The 19,120-nt window shown below is 68.4% G+C and carries 15 protein-coding genes and 1 pseudogene; 7 read left to right on the top strand and 9 right to left on the bottom strand.

Features of this window, described 5'->3' with window-relative positions:
* Nucleotides 1-143 precede the first annotated feature (143 nt).
* Both MKK55_RS04175 and MKK55_RS04170 read left to right on the top strand, forming a co-directional pair.
* The gene (locus tag MKK55_RS04175; RefSeq protein ID WP_147843414.1) at nucleotides 144-2,066 is read left to right on the top strand and encodes an autotransporter assembly complex protein TamA; all 1,923 of its coding nucleotides are present in this window, start codon (nucleotides 144-146) and stop codon (nucleotides 2,064-2,066) included.
* Nucleotides 2,066-6,436 carry a translocation/assembly module TamB domain-containing protein gene (locus MKK55_RS04170; protein WP_243933452.1) on the top strand — a complete coding sequence of 1,457 codons (4,371 nt, stop codon included), beginning with the start codon at nucleotides 2,066-2,068 and terminating at the stop codon, nucleotides 6,434-6,436. The genes MKK55_RS04175 and MKK55_RS04170 overlap by 1 nt, the downstream gene beginning before the upstream one ends.
* A gap of 13 nt (nucleotides 6,437-6,449) precedes the next feature.
* Here MKK55_RS04170 and MKK55_RS04165 read toward each other — a convergent pair whose 3' ends face one another.
* Nucleotides 6,450-6,833, bottom strand: coding sequence for a hypothetical protein (locus MKK55_RS04165; protein ID WP_147726352.1), 384 nt, complete (start codon nucleotides 6,831-6,833; stop codon nucleotides 6,450-6,452).
* A gap of 281 nt (nucleotides 6,834-7,114) precedes the next feature.
* Nucleotides 7,115-7,528 carry an EF-hand domain-containing protein gene (locus tag MKK55_RS04160; RefSeq protein ID WP_147726351.1) on the bottom strand — a complete coding sequence of 138 codons (414 nt, stop codon included), beginning with the start codon at nucleotides 7,526-7,528 and terminating at the stop codon, nucleotides 7,115-7,117.
* A 294-nt stretch (nucleotides 7,529-7,822) separates the two neighbouring features.
* On the opposite strand from MKK55_RS04160, the gene MKK55_RS04155 reads away from it, so the two are divergent.
* The 3 genes from MKK55_RS04155 to MKK55_RS04145 all read left to right on the top strand — a co-directional run bounded on the left by MKK55_RS04155 (nucleotide 7,823) and on the right by MKK55_RS04145 (nucleotide 9,204).
* On the top strand, nucleotides 7,823-8,323 hold the full coding sequence (locus tag MKK55_RS04155; RefSeq protein WP_243933450.1) for a peptide deformylase: 501 nt from the start codon (nucleotides 7,823-7,825) through the stop codon (nucleotides 8,321-8,323).
* A gap of 125 nt (nucleotides 8,324-8,448) precedes the next feature.
* On the top strand, nucleotides 8,449-8,871 hold the full coding sequence (locus MKK55_RS04150) for a hypothetical protein (protein WP_243933449.1): 423 nt from the start codon (nucleotides 8,449-8,451) through the stop codon (nucleotides 8,869-8,871).
* Between the two features lie 69 nt (nucleotides 8,872-8,940).
* Entirely contained in the window at nucleotides 8,941-9,204 is a 264-nt protein-coding gene (locus MKK55_RS04145) for a metallothionein (protein ID WP_313898954.1), read from the top strand.
* Between the two features lie 21 nt (nucleotides 9,205-9,225).
* Here the strand turns inward: MKK55_RS04145 and MKK55_RS04140 are convergent, their stop codons facing one another.
* The 7 genes and pseudogenes from MKK55_RS04140 to MKK55_RS04110 form a co-directional block, all read right to left on the bottom strand.
* Entirely contained in the window at nucleotides 9,226-11,358 is a 2,133-nt protein-coding gene (locus tag MKK55_RS04140) for a TonB-dependent receptor (RefSeq protein ID WP_147843075.1), read from the bottom strand.
* Nucleotides 11,359-11,484: 126 nt separating this feature from the next.
* On the bottom strand, nucleotides 11,485-12,417 hold the full coding sequence (locus MKK55_RS04135) for an AEC family transporter (protein WP_243933448.1): 933 nt from the start codon (nucleotides 12,415-12,417) through the stop codon (nucleotides 11,485-11,487).
* Nucleotides 12,418-12,746: 329 nt separating this feature from the next.
* Complete coding sequence (locus tag MKK55_RS04130) at nucleotides 12,747-12,932, bottom strand: hypothetical protein (RefSeq protein ID WP_243933447.1); 186 nt, start codon at nucleotides 12,930-12,932, stop codon at nucleotides 12,747-12,749.
* 13 nt (nucleotides 12,933-12,945) lie between these two features.
* Nucleotides 12,946-13,728 (bottom strand): annotated as a pseudogene (locus tag MKK55_RS29300) (IS5 family transposase); the annotation flags it as partial.
* Between the two features lie 44 nt (nucleotides 13,729-13,772).
* Nucleotides 13,773-14,297: a hypothetical protein gene (locus tag MKK55_RS04120; protein ID WP_243933446.1), complete on the bottom strand. Its 525-nt coding sequence runs from the start codon at nucleotides 14,295-14,297 to the stop codon at nucleotides 13,773-13,775.
* 2 nt (nucleotides 14,298-14,299) lie between these two features.
* On the bottom strand, nucleotides 14,300-15,445 hold the full coding sequence (locus MKK55_RS04115; protein WP_243933445.1) for a hypothetical protein: 1,146 nt from the start codon (nucleotides 15,443-15,445) through the stop codon (nucleotides 14,300-14,302).
* Between the two features lie 99 nt (nucleotides 15,446-15,544).
* The gene (locus tag MKK55_RS04110; protein WP_243933444.1) at nucleotides 15,545-17,044 is read right to left on the bottom strand and encodes a hypothetical protein; all 1,500 of its coding nucleotides are present in this window, start codon (nucleotides 17,042-17,044) and stop codon (nucleotides 15,545-15,547) included.
* A gap of 779 nt (nucleotides 17,045-17,823) precedes the next feature.
* Between MKK55_RS04110 and MKK55_RS04105 the strand changes: the two genes are divergently transcribed.
* Together MKK55_RS04105 and MKK55_RS04100 are read left to right on the top strand one after the other, a co-directional pair.
* The gene (locus MKK55_RS04105) at nucleotides 17,824-18,156 is read left to right on the top strand and encodes a hypothetical protein (protein WP_243933443.1); all 333 of its coding nucleotides are present in this window, start codon (nucleotides 17,824-17,826) and stop codon (nucleotides 18,154-18,156) included.
* A 113-nt stretch (nucleotides 18,157-18,269) separates the two neighbouring features.
* Nucleotides 18,270-18,905, top strand: coding sequence for a hypothetical protein (locus MKK55_RS04100; protein ID WP_243933441.1), 636 nt, complete (start codon nucleotides 18,270-18,272; stop codon nucleotides 18,903-18,905).
* Nucleotides 18,906-19,120: the final 215 nt, after the last annotated feature.

The following is a 19,120-nucleotide window of genomic DNA, read 5'->3' as shown; positions in this document are numbered from 1 at the left end:
GGGGACTTCGAGATGAGCGCGACGGAATTTCCGCACGCCGCGGACGTGCAGCGGACGGCCGGCCCCTGCGCGTGACGCGACGGAACCCGGATCGCGCCACCACCGTCCCGCGCGGCCGCAACGGCGCCTTCGCCGGCGCCGTCATGGCCGCCGGCCTGTCCCTGGCCGCCTCGCCGGCCGCGGCCTTCGACCTGTTCGGGTTGTTCGGCTCCGAGGAGGAGCCCCTGGCGCCGAGCGCCACCGCGCTGCCCTACGCGCTGAAGATCCAGGGCACCGACGATTCCGACCTGGAGAAGACGCTGGAGGACACCTCGACCCTCCACCGCCTGCGCCGCGAGCCGCCGCCGGACGGGGAAGGGCTGGTGCGCCGCGCCGAGGCCGACCTGCGGCGCCTGCCCGACGCGCTCTCCGGCTACGGCTACTACGCGGGCCGTGTCACCGTCCGGATCGAGGAGGTGGTGCTCGGCGGCGAGGCCTCGCTGATCGCCGCCGCGCGGGCGGCGGATGCCGAGCGCGCCCGCGCCCTGGTCCCGGTCCGCATCGCGGTCGATGCCGGGCCGCTCTACACCCTGCGCACCGTCACCGTGCGCGACCCGCAAGGCGCCGCCTTCCCCGAGGAGGTGCTGCCGAAGCGCTTCACCCGCGTCGACGACGAGACGCCGGCGCGCTCCAGCCTCGTGCTCGCCCGCGAGGCGAAGATCGTCGACCGCTTCCGCGAGCGCGGCCACCCCTTCGCCAAGGTGGTGTCGCGCGATCCCGTCGTGGACGACGCCGCCCACGTCATGGACGTGACCTTCACCGTCGATCCCGGCCCGCAGGCCGGCCTCGGCGCGGTCACGGTCCGCGGCACGAAGGACATCGACCCGGCGGTGGTGCGCTCCTTCATCGACGCGGAGCCGGGCGACCCGTACTCGCCGAAGGCGCTCACCGACATGCGCCGGGCGCTGGTGAAGGTCGAGGGCCTCGGCTCGGTGCGGGTGCGCGAGGGCGAGGCGCTGGATGCGCAGGGCAACCTGCCGATCTTCGTCGACGTGACCGAGCGCGACCGCAACCTGATCGGCGTCTCGGCCCGCTACTCCACCGTCGACGGCCCCGGCATCCGCGCGACCTACGCCAACCGCAACCTGTTCGGCGGCGGCGAGACGATCCGGCTCGACGCCGACCTGTTCTACCTCGGCAACGATCTCTACGCCACGCAGCGCAAGCTCGCCGGCATCGAGTCGAACGGGCTCGGCGGGCGGTTGTCGGCCACCTTCGTGAAGCCGGCCCTGTGGGGCACCCGCAACGACCTGATCGCCAACCTGTTCGCGGGTCGCGAGGCGCAGCAGAGCTACGTCGCGGACGCCGCCGGCGGGACGCTCGGCGTCCGCCACCGCTTCTCGGACACGTTCTACGCGCAGGTCGGCGTCGAGGGGCAGGCGGGCCGCGCCCAGGACGCGCTCGGCAAGGTCGATTACCGCCTGGTCGGCATCCCGGTCTCGGTGTCCTACGATTCGACCGACAACCTGCTGGACCCGACCAGGGGCGTCCGGCTGACGGCCTCGGCGACGCCCTATGCCGGCTTCCTCGGCTCCGATCCGTCGATCTTCGTCGCCAAGGCGCAGGGCTCGACCTACTACGCCCTGGACGAGGACGCGCGGTACATCCTCGCCGGCCGCCTCGGCTTCGGCTCGATCTCCGGCGCGAGCCTGGAGGACATCCCGGCCAACATCCGCTTCTTCGCCGGCGGCGGCGGCTCGGTGCGCGGCTTCCCCTATCGCACGCTCGGCCCGCGCGGGCCGTTCAACCTGCCGGTCGGCGGCCGAAGCCTGCTGGAAGCCTCGTTCGAGGCCCGGATCAAGGTCACCGACACGATCGGCGTGGTGCCGTTCTTCGATGCGGGCACGGCGTTCGCCGGCTCGCTCCCCGACTTCGACGAGCGCATCCGCACCGCGGTGGGCCTCGGGCTTCGCTACTACACCGGCATCGGCCCGATCCGCGTCGACGTCGCATTCCCCCTCGACCGGATCAAGGGCAACCACGAGCGCCCGGTCGCCCTCTACATCAGCCTCGGGCAGTCGTTCTGATGGGGATTCGGGATCGGTTCGCGCGCGTTCTCCCTCCCCCCGCAGGGGGGGGAGGGATCCGCGTCGCCGTCGCGATCCTGCTCGTCCTCGGCCTCGCCGCGCCCGCGGCCGTCACCCAGGCCGCCGACGAGGCCGAGAAGACCGTGCTCGGCGGGCTGCTGTCGCGCGCGCTCTCCACCCCGTCGTCGCGCGTCGCCATCGGCGCGGTCGACGGCGCCCTCTCGTCGGACGCCACGATCCGCGACGTGGCGATCAGCGACCGCGACGGGGTCTGGCTGAAGCTCGACCGGGCGCGCATCGTCTGGCGCCGCCTCGCGCTGCTCTCCGGCCGGCTCGAGGTCGACACCCTCGAGGTCGGCCGGCTCGACGTGCTGCGGCGCCCGGTGCCCTCCGCCGTCGCCGCGACGCCGGAGCCCGACGGCACCCTGCTGCCGGACCTGCCGGTCAAGGTCGAGATCAAGGACTTCTCGCTCGCCGAGCTCGTCCTCGGCGAAGGGCTCGCCGGGCAGCCGGCGCGGCTCTCGGCCCAGGGCCGGGCGAAGCTCGGCGCGCCGTCCGAAGGGCTCGACCTCGACGCGGCGGTGCAGCGCCAGGATGCCGGCGGCCGGTTCGGCCTCAAGCTGCTGTTCGTGCCGCAGGGCGAGCGCCTGGAGCTGAAGGCGACCCTGACCGAGCCGGCCGGCGGCCTGCTCTCCAAGGGCCTGAACATGCCCGGCGCCCCGCCTGTCGACCTCGACCTCGACGGCCGCGGGACGCTGGACGCCTGGAACGCCCGCCTCGACTTCTCCGCCGGCGAGACCATCGGCGCCCAGGGCGGCGCCCGGATCTCGCGGGTCGGGGCCGAGCGGCGCCTCGCCCTCGACCTCGCCGCGCGCATCGAGGGCCTGCTTCCAGGCCCGGCCGCGGCGGTGTTCTCCGGCACGACCAAGCTCGACGGCGCCCTCGGGTTTTCCGATGGCGGCGCGCTCAGGATCGACCGGCTCGAGCTGACCTCGCGGACCGCCCGCCTCGACGCGCGCGGCACCCTGGACGCGGCACGGAACGCCGACTTCACCCTCCAGGCCCGCGCCGTGCCGACCGAGGGCGGGGTGACCCGGGCCGCCGACAGCGAGCTCAAGACCCTGGTGTTCGACGGCAGCCTGAAAGGCCCGCTCGCCCGGCCGCACGTGGCGGGCAGCCTGAAGGCCGCCGGCCTGCGCACCCGGGATAGCGCCCTGGACCTCGTCGAAGCCCGGCTCGCGGCCGAGCCCGCCGCGGCCGACCGCTTCGACCTCAGCGCCGACGCCCGGGTCGAGGGGCTGACGCTGCCCGACCCCGCCCTGCGGCGGGCGCTCGGCGCACGCGCCGGCTTCGACTTCCGCGGGACCCTGGAGCCCGACAACGCGGTTTCGGTCTCGCGCCTGCACGTCGAGGCGCCGACGATGCGGGCGGACTATGCCGGCCGCGTCGGGCGCAACACGCTCACCGGCACGGTCGAGGCCGCGCTGTCAGACCTTTCGGCCTTCTCCGACCTCGCGGGCCGGCCGCTCGCCGGAAGGCTGTCGGGCACGGCCAAGCTCGGCGGCGATCCGGCGCGGAAGGCCGTGACCGCGGAGGTGGATGTCCGCACCGAGGCGCTGTCCCTCGGGCGACCGGCGCTCGACGGGCTGCTCGGGGCGGCCCCGCGCGTCACCGGGCGCCTGTCCCAGGTCTACGACGGCTACGCCTTCGACGCCGCGAAGCTCGAGGGCGCGGCCGTCGTCGCGCGCCTCGACGGCCGCGCCACCGCCCGGGTCGCCGACGCCAAGCTCGACGTCGACCTGAAGGACCTGTCCGCCCTCGACGACGCGCTCGCCGGGCGGGCCGGGCTGTCCGGGCGGCTCTCGGGGACCCTCGAGCATCCCGACCTGTTCGCCCTCGTCAGCGCGTCCGAGGCCAGCGCCATGGGCCGCCCCGTGCGGGGCCTGAAGGTCGAGGCGACCCTCAAGGACCTGACCGGCGCGCTCGACGGCACGGTCGCCCTCGGCGGCACCGTCGGCGGCAAGCCGCTGCAGGGAGGGGCCCACCTCGCGCGCTCGGGGGCCGACTGGCGCCTCGACCGGCTCGGGCTCGGACTCGGCTCGGTGACCCTCGACGGCAGCGCCGCGCTCGACGCCGCGACCCGGCTGACGGAGGGCGCGGTCCGGCTCAAGGCGGCCGACCTCGACGACCTCACGCCGCTGGCGCTGACGCGGCTCGCCGGCCACCTCGACGCCGACATCGCGCTGTCCCGCGCGAGCGGCCGGCAGGACGCGACGATCCGCGCGACCGGCGCGCGCCTGCAGGCCGGCGCGATCGGCCTCGCCCGGCTCGACGCGGACCTGACGGGACAGGACCTTCTCGGGGCGCCGCGGATCGACGGGCGGGCCGAGGCCGACCGCATCGTCGCCGCCGACCAGATCCTCGACACGGTGCGCCTGACGGCGGCGGGCTCCCCGGCGGCGACCGATCTCGTGCTTAAGGCGCGCGCCCGCGGCTTCGACCTCGACGGCGCCGCCCGCCTCGTCCCGGGCCACGGCTCGGACGCGGCCACCCGGATCGACCTGCTGCGCGTCTCCGCCGCGCGGGGCGCCGACCGGCTGGCGCTCGCGGGCCCTGCGACGGTGACCCTCGAAGGCGGCGGCGCGCGGATCGATAACCTGACGATCGCCGCGGGCGGCGGCCGCGTCACCGTCGCGGGCAAGGCCGGGCGCGACAACGACCTGACGATCGGCATCCGCGCCCTGCCGCTGGCGCTCGCGCGCATCGCCGCGCCCGGCCTGGCGCTGAGCGGCACCCTGGACGGCGAGGCCGCGATCCGGGGGCCGACGGATCGGCCGCAGGGGCACTACGCCCTCACCGTCGCCCGCCTCGTCACGCCGGAGACGCGCAAGGCCGGCCTGCCGCCGATCGAGGCCCGGGCGTCGGGCGACCTCGGCGACGGCCGGATCGGGCTCGACGGCCGCATCACCGCGGGGCCCGGCGTCGCGATGACCCTGTCCGGCTCGCTGCCGGCGGCGGCCGGCGGCAGCCTCGCGGTGAAGGCGCGGGGAACGCTCGACGCGGCGCTCGCCAACAGCCTGCTCAGCGTCGGCGGCCAGCGGGTCGCCGGGCGGGTGGCGATCGATGCGGGGGTGACGGGCACGCTCGCCGCACCGCGGGCGGAGGGCAGCGCGACGCTGTCGGGCGGCAGCTTCACCGACCCGCTCAACGGCATCCGGCTGACCAACATCGAGGGCCGCGCCACGGGGCGCGGCGACGCGGTCGTGCTGGAACGCCTCACCCTGGCGACCCGCAACGGCGGGACGCTGCGCGCCGACGGCCGCGTGGCGCTCGAGCCCCAGGCCGGGTTCCCGGGCACGATCCGCATCGCGGGCGAGCGCGCCGAGCTGATCTCGAGCCCGCTGATGACGGCGGTGGCGAGCCTGAACCTCGCGCTCTCCGGCCCGCTGTCGCGCACGCCGCGGATCGCCGGCCGCGTCGACGTGGTCTCGATCGACGTGTCGGTGCCCGACCGGCTGCCCGCGACGGTGCAGCCGCTGCCGGGCATCCGCCGGGTCAACACCCCGCCCGACATCCGCGCCCGGCTCGACGCCAAGGCCCTGCGCGGGGCGCAGGTGGCGGCCGTGGGAAGACGCGGCGCGCGCGGCAAGCCCGCCGTGCCGTTCGACGCCACCCTCGACGTCGCGGTGAGCGCTCCGAACCGCATCTTCGTGCGCGGGCGCGGCATCGACGCCGAGCTCGGCGGGAGCTTGCGCGTCACCGGCACCTCGCGCGACCCGAACGCGAACGGCGCGTTCGAGCTTCGGCGCGGGCGTCTCGCGGTGATCGGGCAGCGCCTCGACTTCACCCGCGGCCGCGTGACCTTCGGCGGCGCCATCGCGGCCCCCGACCTCGACTTCGTCGCCGAGACCAAGGCCACCGACATCACTGCCCGCATCGCGGTCTCGGGGCCGGCCGACAGCCCGGTCTTCGCGATCTCCTCGGACCCGAGCCTGCCGCAGGACGAGGTGCTGTCGCGGCTGCTGTTCAAGAAGGCGTCGGGCAGCCTGTCGCCGTTCCAGGCGCTGCAGCTGGCGCAGGCCGTGTCGCAGCTCTCGGGCGGGGCAGGGGGCGTCGACGTGTTCGAGGCGGCGCGCAAGGGCCTCGGGCTCGACAGCCTCGACGTCTCGACCGGGACCAGCGGCGGCCCGGCGCTCGGCGCCTCGCGCTACCTCAGCGATCGGCTCAGCGTCGGCATCAAGGCCGGCGCCAAGCCGGCCGACACGGGCGCGACCATCGACTACGACGTGACGCGCCGGGTGAAGATCCAGGGCGAGGCCGGCAGCGACGGCCGCACCAGCGTCGGCGTCGGCGCGGAATGGGAATACTGAGCGCGCGACGCGCTCAGTGGCGGGCGAGGCCGGCCTGCTTCGGGCCGACGGCCTGGGCGAGGCGCCTGCCGACATGCAGCATCGCCCTCTCGATCAGGGCGAGCGTCGGCGGATCGTTGTCGAGCTTGGCGTACTCGTAGGCGACGATCAGGCCGTCGGCGATGCCTTCGAGCAGGCTGACGGTCTCGCTGGCCGCGTCGGCCAGTTGACGGAACGGATCGCCGGACGTCCCCTCGGCGGCCCGAGCCTCCGCACTGTGAGCCTCGGCGACGTGAGCCGTGCAGCGGTCGAGGATCCCCTGCGACGCCTCGATCGTCTTGCGGGTCTCCTCGATGATCTCGCGCATCTCCGCGACGAGGGAAGGCTGGTCCGCGACCTTCGGGTGATCGATGCTCATGCTGATATTGCCCCCACGACGGAGCAAGCTTGCATCCTATGGTTGAGATGCGTCAACAGGATTCGCATGTCGCGCGACGTCGCACGGTCGGCCGCAAGGGTCCGGTGCCAAGGGGCCGGTGCCAAGGGGCCGGTGCAAGGGTCCGGTGGAGGCGGGTGCAGGACGGGAAGCGGAACCGGACGTGCGTCAGGAAGCGTCCGAACGAAAACGAGCCGCGCCCGTTTCCGGGGCGGCTCGCAGGTGGCACATCCGACGCGACCCCGCAGGGTCGCGCCCGAGGGTCACTTGATCAGCATCAGCAGGGCCTTGCCGGCGGGGGACTTCAGCTCCTTGGCGTCGAGCGTGCCGTCGTTGTCCGGGTCGGCGGCCTGGAAGCGGTCGGCGACGGCGGCGAGGTATTCCTTCTTGTCGATCGTGCCGTCGTTGTCCGGGTCGGCCTTCTTCAGGCCGGCGGCGCTCAGGCGGCCCTTCAGCTCCTTCTTGTCGAGGGTGCCGTCGGCATCCTTCTCGAGGCGATCGAAGGTCGCCGAGGCGGTCGCCTCGATCTCCTTCATGTCGACGGTGCCGTCGTTGTCGGTGTCGATCATCTTGACGGCCTGGGCGCCGGTCATCGGCTTGGCGAAGGCGACGGGGGCGGTCATGGTGGCCGAGGCCAGGACGAGAGCGGCGAAGGTACTGGAAAGACGAAGGGTCATTGCCGAATTATCCCGAAATGTGTTGCGCGAACTTCCTACGCGTGACGATTGCACTGCACAAGCGATTTCTCTTGATCGATCGCTGAGGTTGCCCATGGCGCGTCCCACGCCGAAGGCGGGGCGAGCCCGGCGCGACATCCCTGCGGGCGCGGGCGCGAGCCCAACGCGCCATCGTCCACGTCGTTGCGAAGGCTCGCCGAATCGCCATCGTCCCGACGCACGGTGCGCCCCGAACGGCCGACGCGGGGGCCGGCGTGCCGCCCGCCCCACCCTCCAGCGCGAGACCCCGATCCGATGGCAGCCCGTCCACTGATCTTCTATCCCGACCCGCGGCTGGACGTGCCGTCCGAACCCGTGACGGCCTTCGATGCCGATCTCGGCGACCTCGCCCGGGACGTGACGGAGACCCTCGATTCGGCCGCGGCCGCCGGGTTGACCGCGGCGCATCTCGGCGTGCGGCGGCGCCTCGTCGTGCTGCGCCCGGAGCCGGGCGGGCCGGCCATGGTCTACGTCAACCCCGAGATCGTCGACCGCTCGCCCGAGCGCGTCACGGCGCGGGAGGGCAGCGTCTCGATGCCGGGCGTGTCCGAGCCGGTCGAGCGGGCGGCCACGATCCGGGTGCGGTTCCAGGATCTCGACGGCGTCGCGCAGGAGGAGGCGGCCGAGGGGTTTCGGGCCGCCTGCCTCCAGCACGAGATCGACCAGCTCGACGGCATCTTCTGGATCGCCCGCCTCTCGCGCCTGCGCCGGGAGCGGGCGGTGAAGCGCTTCGCCAAGCTGCGGGCGCAACCGTGAGCGCGATCCCGTCTCGAGGCCATCCGGCCTTGGGCCGCGCCGTGCCGGCCACGCCGGCTCGATCACGGAGGCTTGACGCCGGGACAGAGGCTTGGCCCGATGCCGGCCTGCGCTTAGGAGGAGGCATGCGTCTCGCGATCCTGCTCGCCACGTCCCTGTCCGCCCTGGCCGTATCCCGGCCCGTGCAAGCCCAGGCGCCGGGCAGGCCGGCCAAGCCGGCGCCGGCCGTGCAGGGGCCGGTCTCCGCACCGGTGATCGCGTGCCCGTCGCTGGCGAACTACCGTCTCCTGCGGCGGGAAGCGCCCGACGAGGCCGCCGTGCTCGCGCGCCTGGGCGATGCCAAGGCCGACCACCTCGGCTGCACGGCGTTTCCGCGGGATCGGATCGCCGCGCTCGCCGAGCACGTCGCCCTCGGCGGCGCGCAGTACGATTGCCTGGCCCTGCAGGGCACCGCGATCTGCCAGTGGACGGCGACCGGCACCGTCGACCTGCCGGTGCCGGCCAAGTCGCAGCCGAAGCCGTCGGCCGCCGACAGGGGCCGACGCTGAGGCACCGTCCGGCGCGCGCGGCGGCGATGCCGGGGACGGCGCCGGGAGCGCGTTCGCGACCGGGCCCGGCTGCGCTCGCGTCCTGGACCGGATGCACGCGCCGGCTGTAACGTTCCGGTCCCGGCCGCATTCCGCGGCGCGGATCAGGACGCGAGACCGATTGCACCGACCGACTCCGAGACCGTCCCTTGCGCCTGCCCCGACTGCGTCTGCGAGGTCGCGCCGGGCCATGGCATCGCGCGCGCGGGCAAGACCTTCTGCTGCGAGGACTGCGCCGCCGGCCACCCGGACCATGCCGGCTGCGGCCATTCGGGCTGCGCCTGCCACGGCTGAGGCCGCGGGTTCCTGAGCCGGTCAGAACCGCGCGGTCAGGAAGATCCGGACGTTGCGCCCGGCGAGCAGGATCTCGTCCTTCTTGAACGAGGCCGAGTTGCGGATGCGGTCGTCGAGCAGGTTGCGGCCGGCAAGGCCGAGCGTCACCGCGCTCGCGCCGTAGACCGCCGGGTCGAGGGGCTTGGTGTAGCTCACCTCGGCGCGCAGGTCGTCGAAGCCGGGCGTCGTCGTCTCCAGCGGCGCGACCTCGGTGTGGGCGAAGGCGTGCAGCAGGAAGACGCGGGCGTACCAGCCGTCCGCCCGCACGAACGCGCCGCCGCCGACCCGGTGGGGCGGGATCCGCGGCACGTAGGTGTCGTCGTCGAACTGCGCGCGGACGAAGTCGTACTGCGCCTCGAGGCCGGCCCAGCCGTCGCCCACCGGGATCAGGTCGAGCTGCGCGCCGATCTCGGCACCGTAGAAGGTGGCGTTGCGCTGGGAGTAGACGATCTGCTGCAGCGCGTCGTCGGAGCCGCAGGAGGCGAAGTCGTCGCCGCAGCGGGTGCCGGTCTCGCGCTTGTAGATGAAGCCGGTGTAGCGGGTGTAGTAGCCCGTCGCGTCGAGGCGCAGCGGACCTTCCGCCCGGCGGATGCTGGCCTCGACGGTGCGCGCCCGCTCCTTCTTGAGGTCGGGATCGCCGATCTCGAAGGTCGCGGTCGCGTCGTGCGCCCCGCGCGAGTACAGCTCGAAGGCGGTGGGCGCGCGCTCGACGTAGGACCCGTTCAGGCTCGCGACGAAGCCGTAGGGCAGGTCCTGCAGGGCGCCGAAGCTGAGGCTCTTGGGGGCGAACTTGCGCCGCCGCCCGAAGGCGAGCGGATCCTCGCCCTCGACCGGCAGGTAGCTCCCCGGGAACTGCGTCGCCGTGCCGGTGGAGCGGTCGCCCTCGATCCGCCCGGCGGCCTGGAAGCGCAGGCCGTGGCCGACGTTCAGCTCCTCGAACAGGTAGACGGCGTTCGAGCGGGAATCGGTCGGTGCCAGCAGGGTGCCGGCCTCGCCCGAGGTCCCGATCTCGCGCCGCCCGGCCTGGAGCCCGAGCGCCCCGGTCAGCGTGCCGAGGGCGGTGAAGACCGGCACGTGCTGCAGCTCGACGCGGCCCTCGGCCTCGCGGTTCTTGAAGGTCGCCTGCACCCCGTCGAGGCCGTCCTCGCCGAGGCCGATCTCCTGGTGCTTGTAGACCGAGCCCCCGGCCCAGAACCGGATCACCTCGAACGGTCCCTCGAGCGGCCGAACTTCGCCGCGCGCCAGCACCCGGTCCTGGTTCGGGTTCAGGCGCGTGCGGCTCTCGGCCGCCTCGCCGCCGGGGATCTGGTAGAGCGCGTCGTAGTGGCTGTACGAGATCCCGACGAAGCCGCGGTCGCCGATCACCGACATGCCGACCGCGCCGCCCTGCGAGCGGTTGGCGGAGTTGGCCTGGATGCCGGCGGGCGTGTCGTAGCTGTCGGCGCCGGTCCGGAAGCCGTCGGCATGGACCGCGACGTTCTCCGAGCCCGCATCGACGGTGCCGGCCACGAGCCGGCCGTTGTCGACGCTGGAATACCCGGTGGTGACCTGGCCGGCATAGCCGCGCGGCGGGATGAAGGTCGGCACGCGGTTGTTCTCGGAGGAGACCACGCCGCCGATCGCCTGGCTGCCGTAGCGCAGGGTCGCGGGCCCGCGGATCACCTCGATCCGGTCGGAGACCAGCGGGTTGATCGGCACGCCGTGGTCCTCGCCGAGCTCCGAGACGTCCTGGATGCCGACGCCGTTCTCCTGGATCCGCACCCGGCTGTTGTCGAGGCCGCGGATGATCGGCCGGCTGGCCGCGCCCGGCGCGTAGGTCGAGGCCGAGATGCCGGGCCGGTCCATCAGCGCGTCACCGAGCGTGCGCGGCTGCTCGCGGGCGATCTGGTCGCGCGTCACCACCGTCACCGGCGAGAAGGTGTCGACGGCCACCGGCAGGATGCCCGCCGGCAGGCTCGCCTCGGGCGCCGCCTTCGGCCCGGGCTGGATCGGGCTCGCCGTGGTGACGCTGAGCTCGGACAGGGCGACCGCGTCCTGCGCCCGCGCCGCACCCGGCAGCAGGCCCAGGCTCAGTCCCAACAGCGTCGCCCGGAATCTCGCTTGCCCGCTTCGCATCACGCCTCGTCACATCATGTTATAATGTTTCATTATGCGGATGTAACACAATAACAAGACAGGAATCGAACCTTGGCGCCGCTCGCGCCCCGGGCGTTGCGGTGCGGCCACAGCCGTATCCCCCGGTCAGCGGATGGCGGCGAGGTAGCCCGAGACGGTGAGGATCGAGACGATCGTCGAGACCAGCACGACGTTCGAGGTCACGGCGGCCTCGCGCCGGTAGAACTCGGCGAGCATGAACGGCCCGGTCCCGGTCGGCAAAGCCGCCATCAGCACGGCGGTGTGCAGCAGCAGCGGCGGCAGGCCGAAGGCACGCGCGAGGCCGTAGGCCAGCAGCGGATGCGCCACGAGCTTGAGCCCGACGAGCAGGGCGGTCGCGGCGACCGGGCGTTCGTCCGACACCCTCGGGCGGGCGAGGAACAAGCCGAGCGCGACGAGCGCGCACGGGGCGGCCGAGCCGCCGAGCAGCTTCAGGAAGGTCTCGGCGGGAAGCGGCACGGCCGCGCCCGAGAGCGGGACCAGCGCGCCGAGGGCGGGCGCGATCAGCAGCGGGTTGCGCACGAGCGAGCGGGCGACCTTCAGGGCCAGGTCGGAGCGCCGCCCCTCGGCCTGAAGCCCGATCTCGACCAGGACGATGGCGAGCGCGAACACCACGCAGACGGTCATGATCGCGGCGATGGTGGTCGGCGCCAGCGCCGCCGGGCCGAGCGCCACCAGCGCCAGGGGAAAGCCCATGAACCCGGTGTTGGCGTAGGCCGCGTTGAGGCCGTCGATCGCCGCGTCCGCGAGCGGCAGCGGCCGGCGCAGGCGGAACGTCACGGTGGCGGCGAAGACGATCACGCTGCTCAGGCCGAACACCGCGATGAAGCCGGGCTGCCAGATCTCGGCGGCATGGGTGTGGGCGATCACGTCGAAGAGCAGCGCCGGCAGCGCCAGATAGACGACGTAGCGGTTGAGCTCCGCCGTGGCGCCGTCGCCGAGCACGTCGAGCCGCCGCACCAGCCACCCCGCGAAGATCAGCGCGAAGATCGGCAGCACGACCATCAAGGTCGAGAACATCAGGAAAACCGCGTCCGGGACAGGTCCGTCGCGTCCTAGCCGCGACGGCCGTCCGCACCAAGGCGCGAGCCCCGTCCGGAGGGGCGCGTGGATCGATACGGGGGAGGGCGGTTGGCGGAAGCGGATGTCCGCCGAAGCGCCTGAAATTTCGCAGTTTCTGAGTATACTTAGCTTTACATACATAATCCCTACCCACATCTAGACCCATGCTGGTGATGCGGATGGCCGCGGACAAAGGCGAACGTCAGATCGATGTGCAAGAGTGCGGGAGCGGCGTTCGTGAGGCCCGGCCGGGCTCGGCTACCGCGCGAGCGGCCGGGCTGGGAAGATCAGCGGCGTGTGTCGAGCATCGCCCCGAGGTCGGCGCGTCGAGCTAGGCCCTCGGTGACACGGCGTCGGGCGACAGCCCGATCAAGCGCGGCATCCGCCTCGTCGCTCAGCCTCTCGGTGCGAGCGAAGTCGGCGACGGCCCAGCGAATCTGGAAGATAGCGAGCGCAGTGAGGATCGCCTTCATGGGACGCCTCCCGCCGCCGGAAGTAGATCTTTGAGCGCTGGCCCTGCTTGGCCACATGGGCTTCGTTGGTTTTCGAACGATAGGCGGTGTCGGCCCAGACGTCGCGCCGTGTTGGCTGGATCGAGGACGTTGGCCAGTTGCGCTCCGTCGTGGGCAGCCGCGCTGGTGACGGTGAAGCGGCGGACGAACCCGTGCTTCCGGTCGATCGAGCCATGCGTCTTGTACCCGAACCTCGGGATGGCGATCTCTGCCCTGGCCTTCGAGCCGTCCACCTTCGCTGGGCGCGCCTTGGCCCGCTTCAGCGTTCAGCGGGCGTCGCGATCTCATCTCGAGAGAGCTCCTTCGGCTTGGACGCCCATGCCTCCGGGATCCGGCCCTCCTTCAGATCCGCCTTCTCCGCATCCGTGTTGCGTTGGCGCGGGGCCGCGATGATCGAAGCGTCGATGATCTGGCCCGACATTGCGAGATAACCCTTGCCCTTTATCCAGGCGTCGAAGGCGGCAAACAGCTCCTCGATCGCGCCGGCCCGGGTCAGGTGCTTCCGGAACAGCCCCACCGTCTTGGCGTCGGGCAAGCCATTCTCGAAGCCGAGGCCGAGGAAGCGCATGAAAGACAGCCTGTCCCGGATTTGGAACTCGGTCGCGTCATCCGACAGCGTGTAGAGCGTCTGAAGGATTAGGATCTTGAACATCAGCACCGGGTCGTAGGGTGGGCGACCACCCTTCGATCCGTCGGACCGCTTCAGCGCGGTCGCTAACATCGGCCGGAACGCCTCGAAGTCGATCAGCGCCGCGAGCTACACCAACGGATCGCCGTTCTCCGACAAACGCTGATACCGCTTTAAGGATGGAACGCTCCTCGCTGGCGGTCGATCTCCGCGAACGTGGCTTCGACCGAAACGAAGCGTTCGTGGGCCTGAGCTTTGCGATGCTGGGGATGGCAATCTGGATGCAGTGCGACTCGGTAGGCGCGGCGCGCGGCCGTGAGTACGAACGCCGGACATTGCGGGTGCAATCCGACCCTGCGGTAGGTCGGATCCTCGCCTTGGCTTGCGCGTGGCATAGTACGGGCGTCAGCCAGCTCGCTCTGAAGATGGCCGATCTGGAGTTGGGCTGTGCGCAGCTCCGCGCCGATCGCACGCGCCTGTCGTTCGGCAAGGCCATGAGCCTTCTCCCGATCTTCAATCTCCTCGCGCAGGGCGACGTAGGCCGGCAGTGCCCAGGCGATCATTGCGAGGGTCAAGACGGCATACAGCGCGGGCGCGTGGATCAGCAGCGCGATAGCCAATCCCAGAGCGACGGTACGACCAGGAAACCCAAATGCGCGGCGCAGCCAAGCACCTTGTCGCATGTTGAGCGCGAACATCGTCACTCGCCGAGCTCGTCCTCGAGGTTGCCCCACTGCATGTCGCCGCCCCGCCCGCGCCAATCGTAGATGCTCAACAGCTTGGCGGTGGCGGTCAGTTGCTCTTCGTTTCCAGGCGCATGTCCACGGATTGCCACGCCGCAGCATGCCAAGCGCGCGCGAAGAGCCATCGCACGGTCCTGAGGCAGAGTGCGATTGTTCTTAAGATACAATCCGTCGAGCACGTAGCCTTTGCTTGTGTAGCGTAACTCGGCAATCGCGCCTGGCTCATCTAGATCAGGCCGATGCTCAACAAAGACGTAGCGTCCAGTCATCACTTCGGCCACCTTGCTTCGAAGGCAGTTGCCGAACCGCCGCCCAGCATCGATCAGGGCAGGACCGCTGTCCAGGACATGCAACGACGGGTCGGTTTCGAAGATCGATGTGCGGTCCGGCAGGCGGTCGAACCGCTCTGCCCAACGCTTGAGCCAATGGCTGACCGTGAGTTTGACCGCGATGCCATCGAGGGACTGACGCAAGGCTTGATCGGTCGCTGTCCGACAACGAGCACGCAGATACGCGACGGCGGCGTTGAGGGTTTTCGCGTCCGCGATGCTTCGAGTCCTGGCAAAAACGCTGGGATGCAGCAGAACTAGGTCAAGCACGGCGAGTGCCTGGATCTGCCCAAATTTCAAAGGACCGGTCGATTGGGCAATGAGACGGACCCTAAGGCGATCGACGGCGTCGTCCGAGGCGAAGATCCGCAGCAGGGTGCCGTAGCACTCCGGGTGTGTTGCCGGTTCGAGCCCAAGGCGGCGCAGAGCGCCGATCAAGCCCTTCGGCACCGCTCCAAGGATAGCGCGCAGGACGTGCTGGGGCCGCTGGGTAGTGAGCGCCGCGCCGATCCGTCCGAGGGGGTTGGTAGAAATGCCGGGCCGATCGTTGCCGCATTGACCCGCAAATTCGACAAGATCAAAGTCGGTGTCGGTCCGGGAGATCTGATCGATGATCAGGAACATGACCTGCCGGCGCAGTGCACTCCACCGGAACGAGGTCGCTAGAAACGATGGCACCTGAGCATCGATCTGGATGGCAGTGTCGAGGGCCCATCCGGAGTAGGGCTGAAGAGCATGCGAAATCTTGTTCTGGCTTGGTAGGTGAGGATCCAAGAGCATCTCCCATCAGGATGACTTGGAATGTCCCACAATTTCCACGAGCGTCAAATAATTCGACAATTTTATTTTTGATTGGGGGTGCATCGCTTCCCCTCAGCTTTGCCGATCGCGTTTTGGGCGTCCTGGAGGGCGCAGGGTCCCGGCAGCTCTTCGCTTGGCACGCTCAGCTTCTCGCCGACGTCGGCCACGCTCGCATTCGGCTAGGCGCCTTCGCTGGCGATGTGCGTCGATCGAAGCGGGATCGGTCTTGGGAGTGATCGCGCCATTGACCTGCGTAGGGCGAACAACGTCCATGATCCCGGCTTCCTGTACCGCCACGAGCGCGACGTCGGCGAACCTTTGCTCGATTAGACGAGCTTGCAAGCGCTCAGCCTGAGCGCGATCGTAGATATAGACGTCGTACCGACCATCGTAGTCGCCGTTTCGAATAGCACCGCGCATGATGAATTGGTAGTTATCCTCATCCTCCCGCGCAGCCTGCACATCACTGCGATCGATACCAAAGCTTGAGAGCAATGGCTCATCGGCAGCCTGAGCCTTGGAGGAGTAAATGATCGCGCAGGCAGTATGGTGGCGAAGTGCGTTGCTACCGGCCTGCTTCGGCGGATACCATTCGCCGGGAAACCTTTCGACGAAGTACGGCATGATGCTCTCGTTGCAAGTCCAGAACCCATCAAATGCGATGGCTTCGAGATGTTTCGAGATTTTTACAAGGCAGCGCCGACCTTCGTCAGTCTTCCAGTATATTGTCGAGCCTGAGTGCTCGCAGTAGTAGTGCAATCGAACCTGTGGATTTCCAATACGAGGATTGGTGGCATCGACCTCGCGTACATCGACTTCTAAAGTTCCAGCCTGGCAAACAGCATGCGCGACGAGGCTGCCCGTGTAGCTGGCTCCGGCCATCGTCAGACTGGCGCAGCCGATGAGATCGGCTGGCGACCAGATCGACCACCATCGCAGGGGACGTCGCGGCAAGCTCGCATCTGCCCAGTCCGTAGCATCGACGTAGACGGTACGCGATGGAGTTGCGATGGCACGATGCAGACCGATCAGATCCTGCGCCGCGTCGGCTGTAACCGTCGAGAGTGGGAGGGGCGCCAAATCCTTGCGAGGCTGCGCCACGGACCAGCCTGGGCGATCCGAAGAAGAGAGTGTGTACTGTCGCTCCAGAGCCGGCCACGTTGCGCCGAGCGACACGCTGCCAGAGACGATCCCGCTCTCGGGCAGTTCATCGATGCGAACATGCCAAGCGTACAGGATCTCCGGATCGAGCGCGATTAAGGCTTGATGGGTGACCCCGATGACGACGTGGTCATCGAATGCGGTCGCTTTGATTGTATCGGTGATCCGACGTCCAATGGACTCGCGGGCTTGCTGGTCCGAATGGATGGTAGCGACCACCAGGGGCGTCGATCGCTGCATGCCCAGTTCCCTCAGGTGGGTCGCGTGTTCCTCCAGGAGATTGCGGCGTGGAGCGGCAAGGATGTAGCGGCCGGGCTGCCGTATGATCTCATCGAGCATGAATGAGGTTTTACCGCTACCTGCTCGCCCGGTCAGCACAGTGCAACGTAGCGTTCGCAGATGTTCGGTCATGATTCAAATTAAATTCCGTCCACCGCATGTCTATAAGAAGCAATGCTGGATGGTATTAGAATCGTACAAATTCGAGCGCTAAGCCATATGAACTCGTCGTTATTATTCCAAGAGGCGGCGTCAAGCTTGTCCGGGGCAGCGAGCGACGCGAGTTGGGCCGGGAGAGGCCGGACGCACAGTGGTATCCGCTGTGGATCGGCGCAGCCGGGACCGGCGGACTGCCCTGTCATGACGAGTGTCTCTGTCGGGACGACGGCATCAGCAATACGAATTTCGTTATGCCAGATCGGTAGAGGCCCCTCCGATCGCAGCATCGCGGTGCTGCGCCCGGATGTCCCGTCTCGGTGCTGCAGGCCCCTACGCCGCGCTCCGGGTCCTGACCTCGCACCTCGTCACCAATCGTTCATTACGAATACGACAGGCAACTCGCTGAGCGGAACCGATCCCATTCGAGTTCGATCTACGACCAGATTTTGAGACCAAGCCATGGCGCTTCACGGTCATCGGCTCCGCCGACGACCGTGACCACGCCACCTTGGTTCACTTCACCATCATGATGGTCGATGTGGCCTCGAACATCTCCGCCTCCTTCTTCCACGCCGCAGGCGCTTTCAGACATGCAGCGGATGGATATCTGCGCCGAGGAGATACCCTCGTTTAAAACCGACCTTTAGCAGATTAACATCGATTGGAGTTCGTTGATCATGTCGGTTGCATGCGACATGGTCATCAGGTCGGAGCAATTCAGCTCTACCAATTTGTTGAGAAACGAAGTCGTTATGAACTATAGCTACGCCGATACCGACGGCTTATTTGATGATCTATCCATATCCCATGCCGAGAAAATCTATATCTGTCATGCCTACGATATTGACGGATCAAACATAGACGAGATTTCTCTGTTTGCGACACATGATGGTGCTCGATCTCATTATCGCAAGACGCTGATGGACACATTGATCTGGTCTCTGTGCAACGATGATTTTCCATCCATCGATGATGCATACAGCCACCTTGCTAGCCTAACTGACGAGCAGCTCTACGAGATTTGGACTCGTGGTGAGGACGCCGACAGAAAGCTTCGCTATCACGCATGCATTGTTACACCATAGCTGGCTTGACAGGCACCGAGACGTAATCCTGGCTGAGATGGGTGTCACCATTATACCCATCTCCTAGAGCGATCGATCCAATCGCTTTTGAGAAAATACATTTAGTAACGCAGATGAACACAATTATTTTAGAAAATAACCGCAAAATGTCACCGAATAGAACAAAGCCGAACAAATCAAATCGAGAAGCTATTTCTAATCTTAGCAAGAAGAATGTACTCATTGCGGAAATGATCGGCATACGCGCGATCGTAGAGGCGGAGCAGGAACTCATACGTCCGATTGGACTAGATACGGTCGACTGCAAGGGATTTATCTTCACCCCACTCTGTATCAAGCTTCTCCACGGAACTCATGGTATCAAGTTCACCCATAACGATACAAAAGCGACGATGAGTTCGGTGTGTAAGCATGCGCATCACTTATCATGCATGATCGATCCGGCTTCCACACTTCCAAGAAACCACTTTGCGGAAAACCTACTGGAGAAAGGGGGCGTCGAAAAAGATACATACTTTGATCACAAAAGTTCTAATCTTTATGGAGATGCTATTGTAGTGAGTGATGTTCGACGTCATTGGTGTATCAGGCCATACTATGCGCCGAACACCGATCTTACCGACCTTATAGATGATCTTACGACACCGCGTCGTTTGCGGTGCTACTCAAACGAGAAAATTCATTCCATCCTTTTCGAGGAAGAGCCGAATTCCGACGATCTGCTCTTGCTTGCGATGAAATTCTTATAGCCGGTCAAACCAGTCTATCTACTGCGTAGCTTGATGCATCTGTTTGATGTATGCATGTCGAGGAAGTGCGGATTGTAATTACCCACGCCCTTGCGCGGGTCGGGTTTCGCTGATTCTTTCGTAGGATGGGGCGCAGCGATCTTGAGCGGTTGAGCCGCGAGGAACTGATCGAGCTGGTGCTGCGGCTGCAGCGTCCGGACAAGACATCTCGCACG

Origin of the sequence: Methylobacterium sp. J-059 (assembly GCF_022829485.1) — a bacterium.
GTDB lineage: Bacteria > Pseudomonadota > Alphaproteobacteria > Rhizobiales > Beijerinckiaceae > Methylobacterium.
The sequence above is the reverse complement of the archived record's forward strand: the minus strand, read 5'-3'. Positions and strand labels throughout refer to the sequence as shown.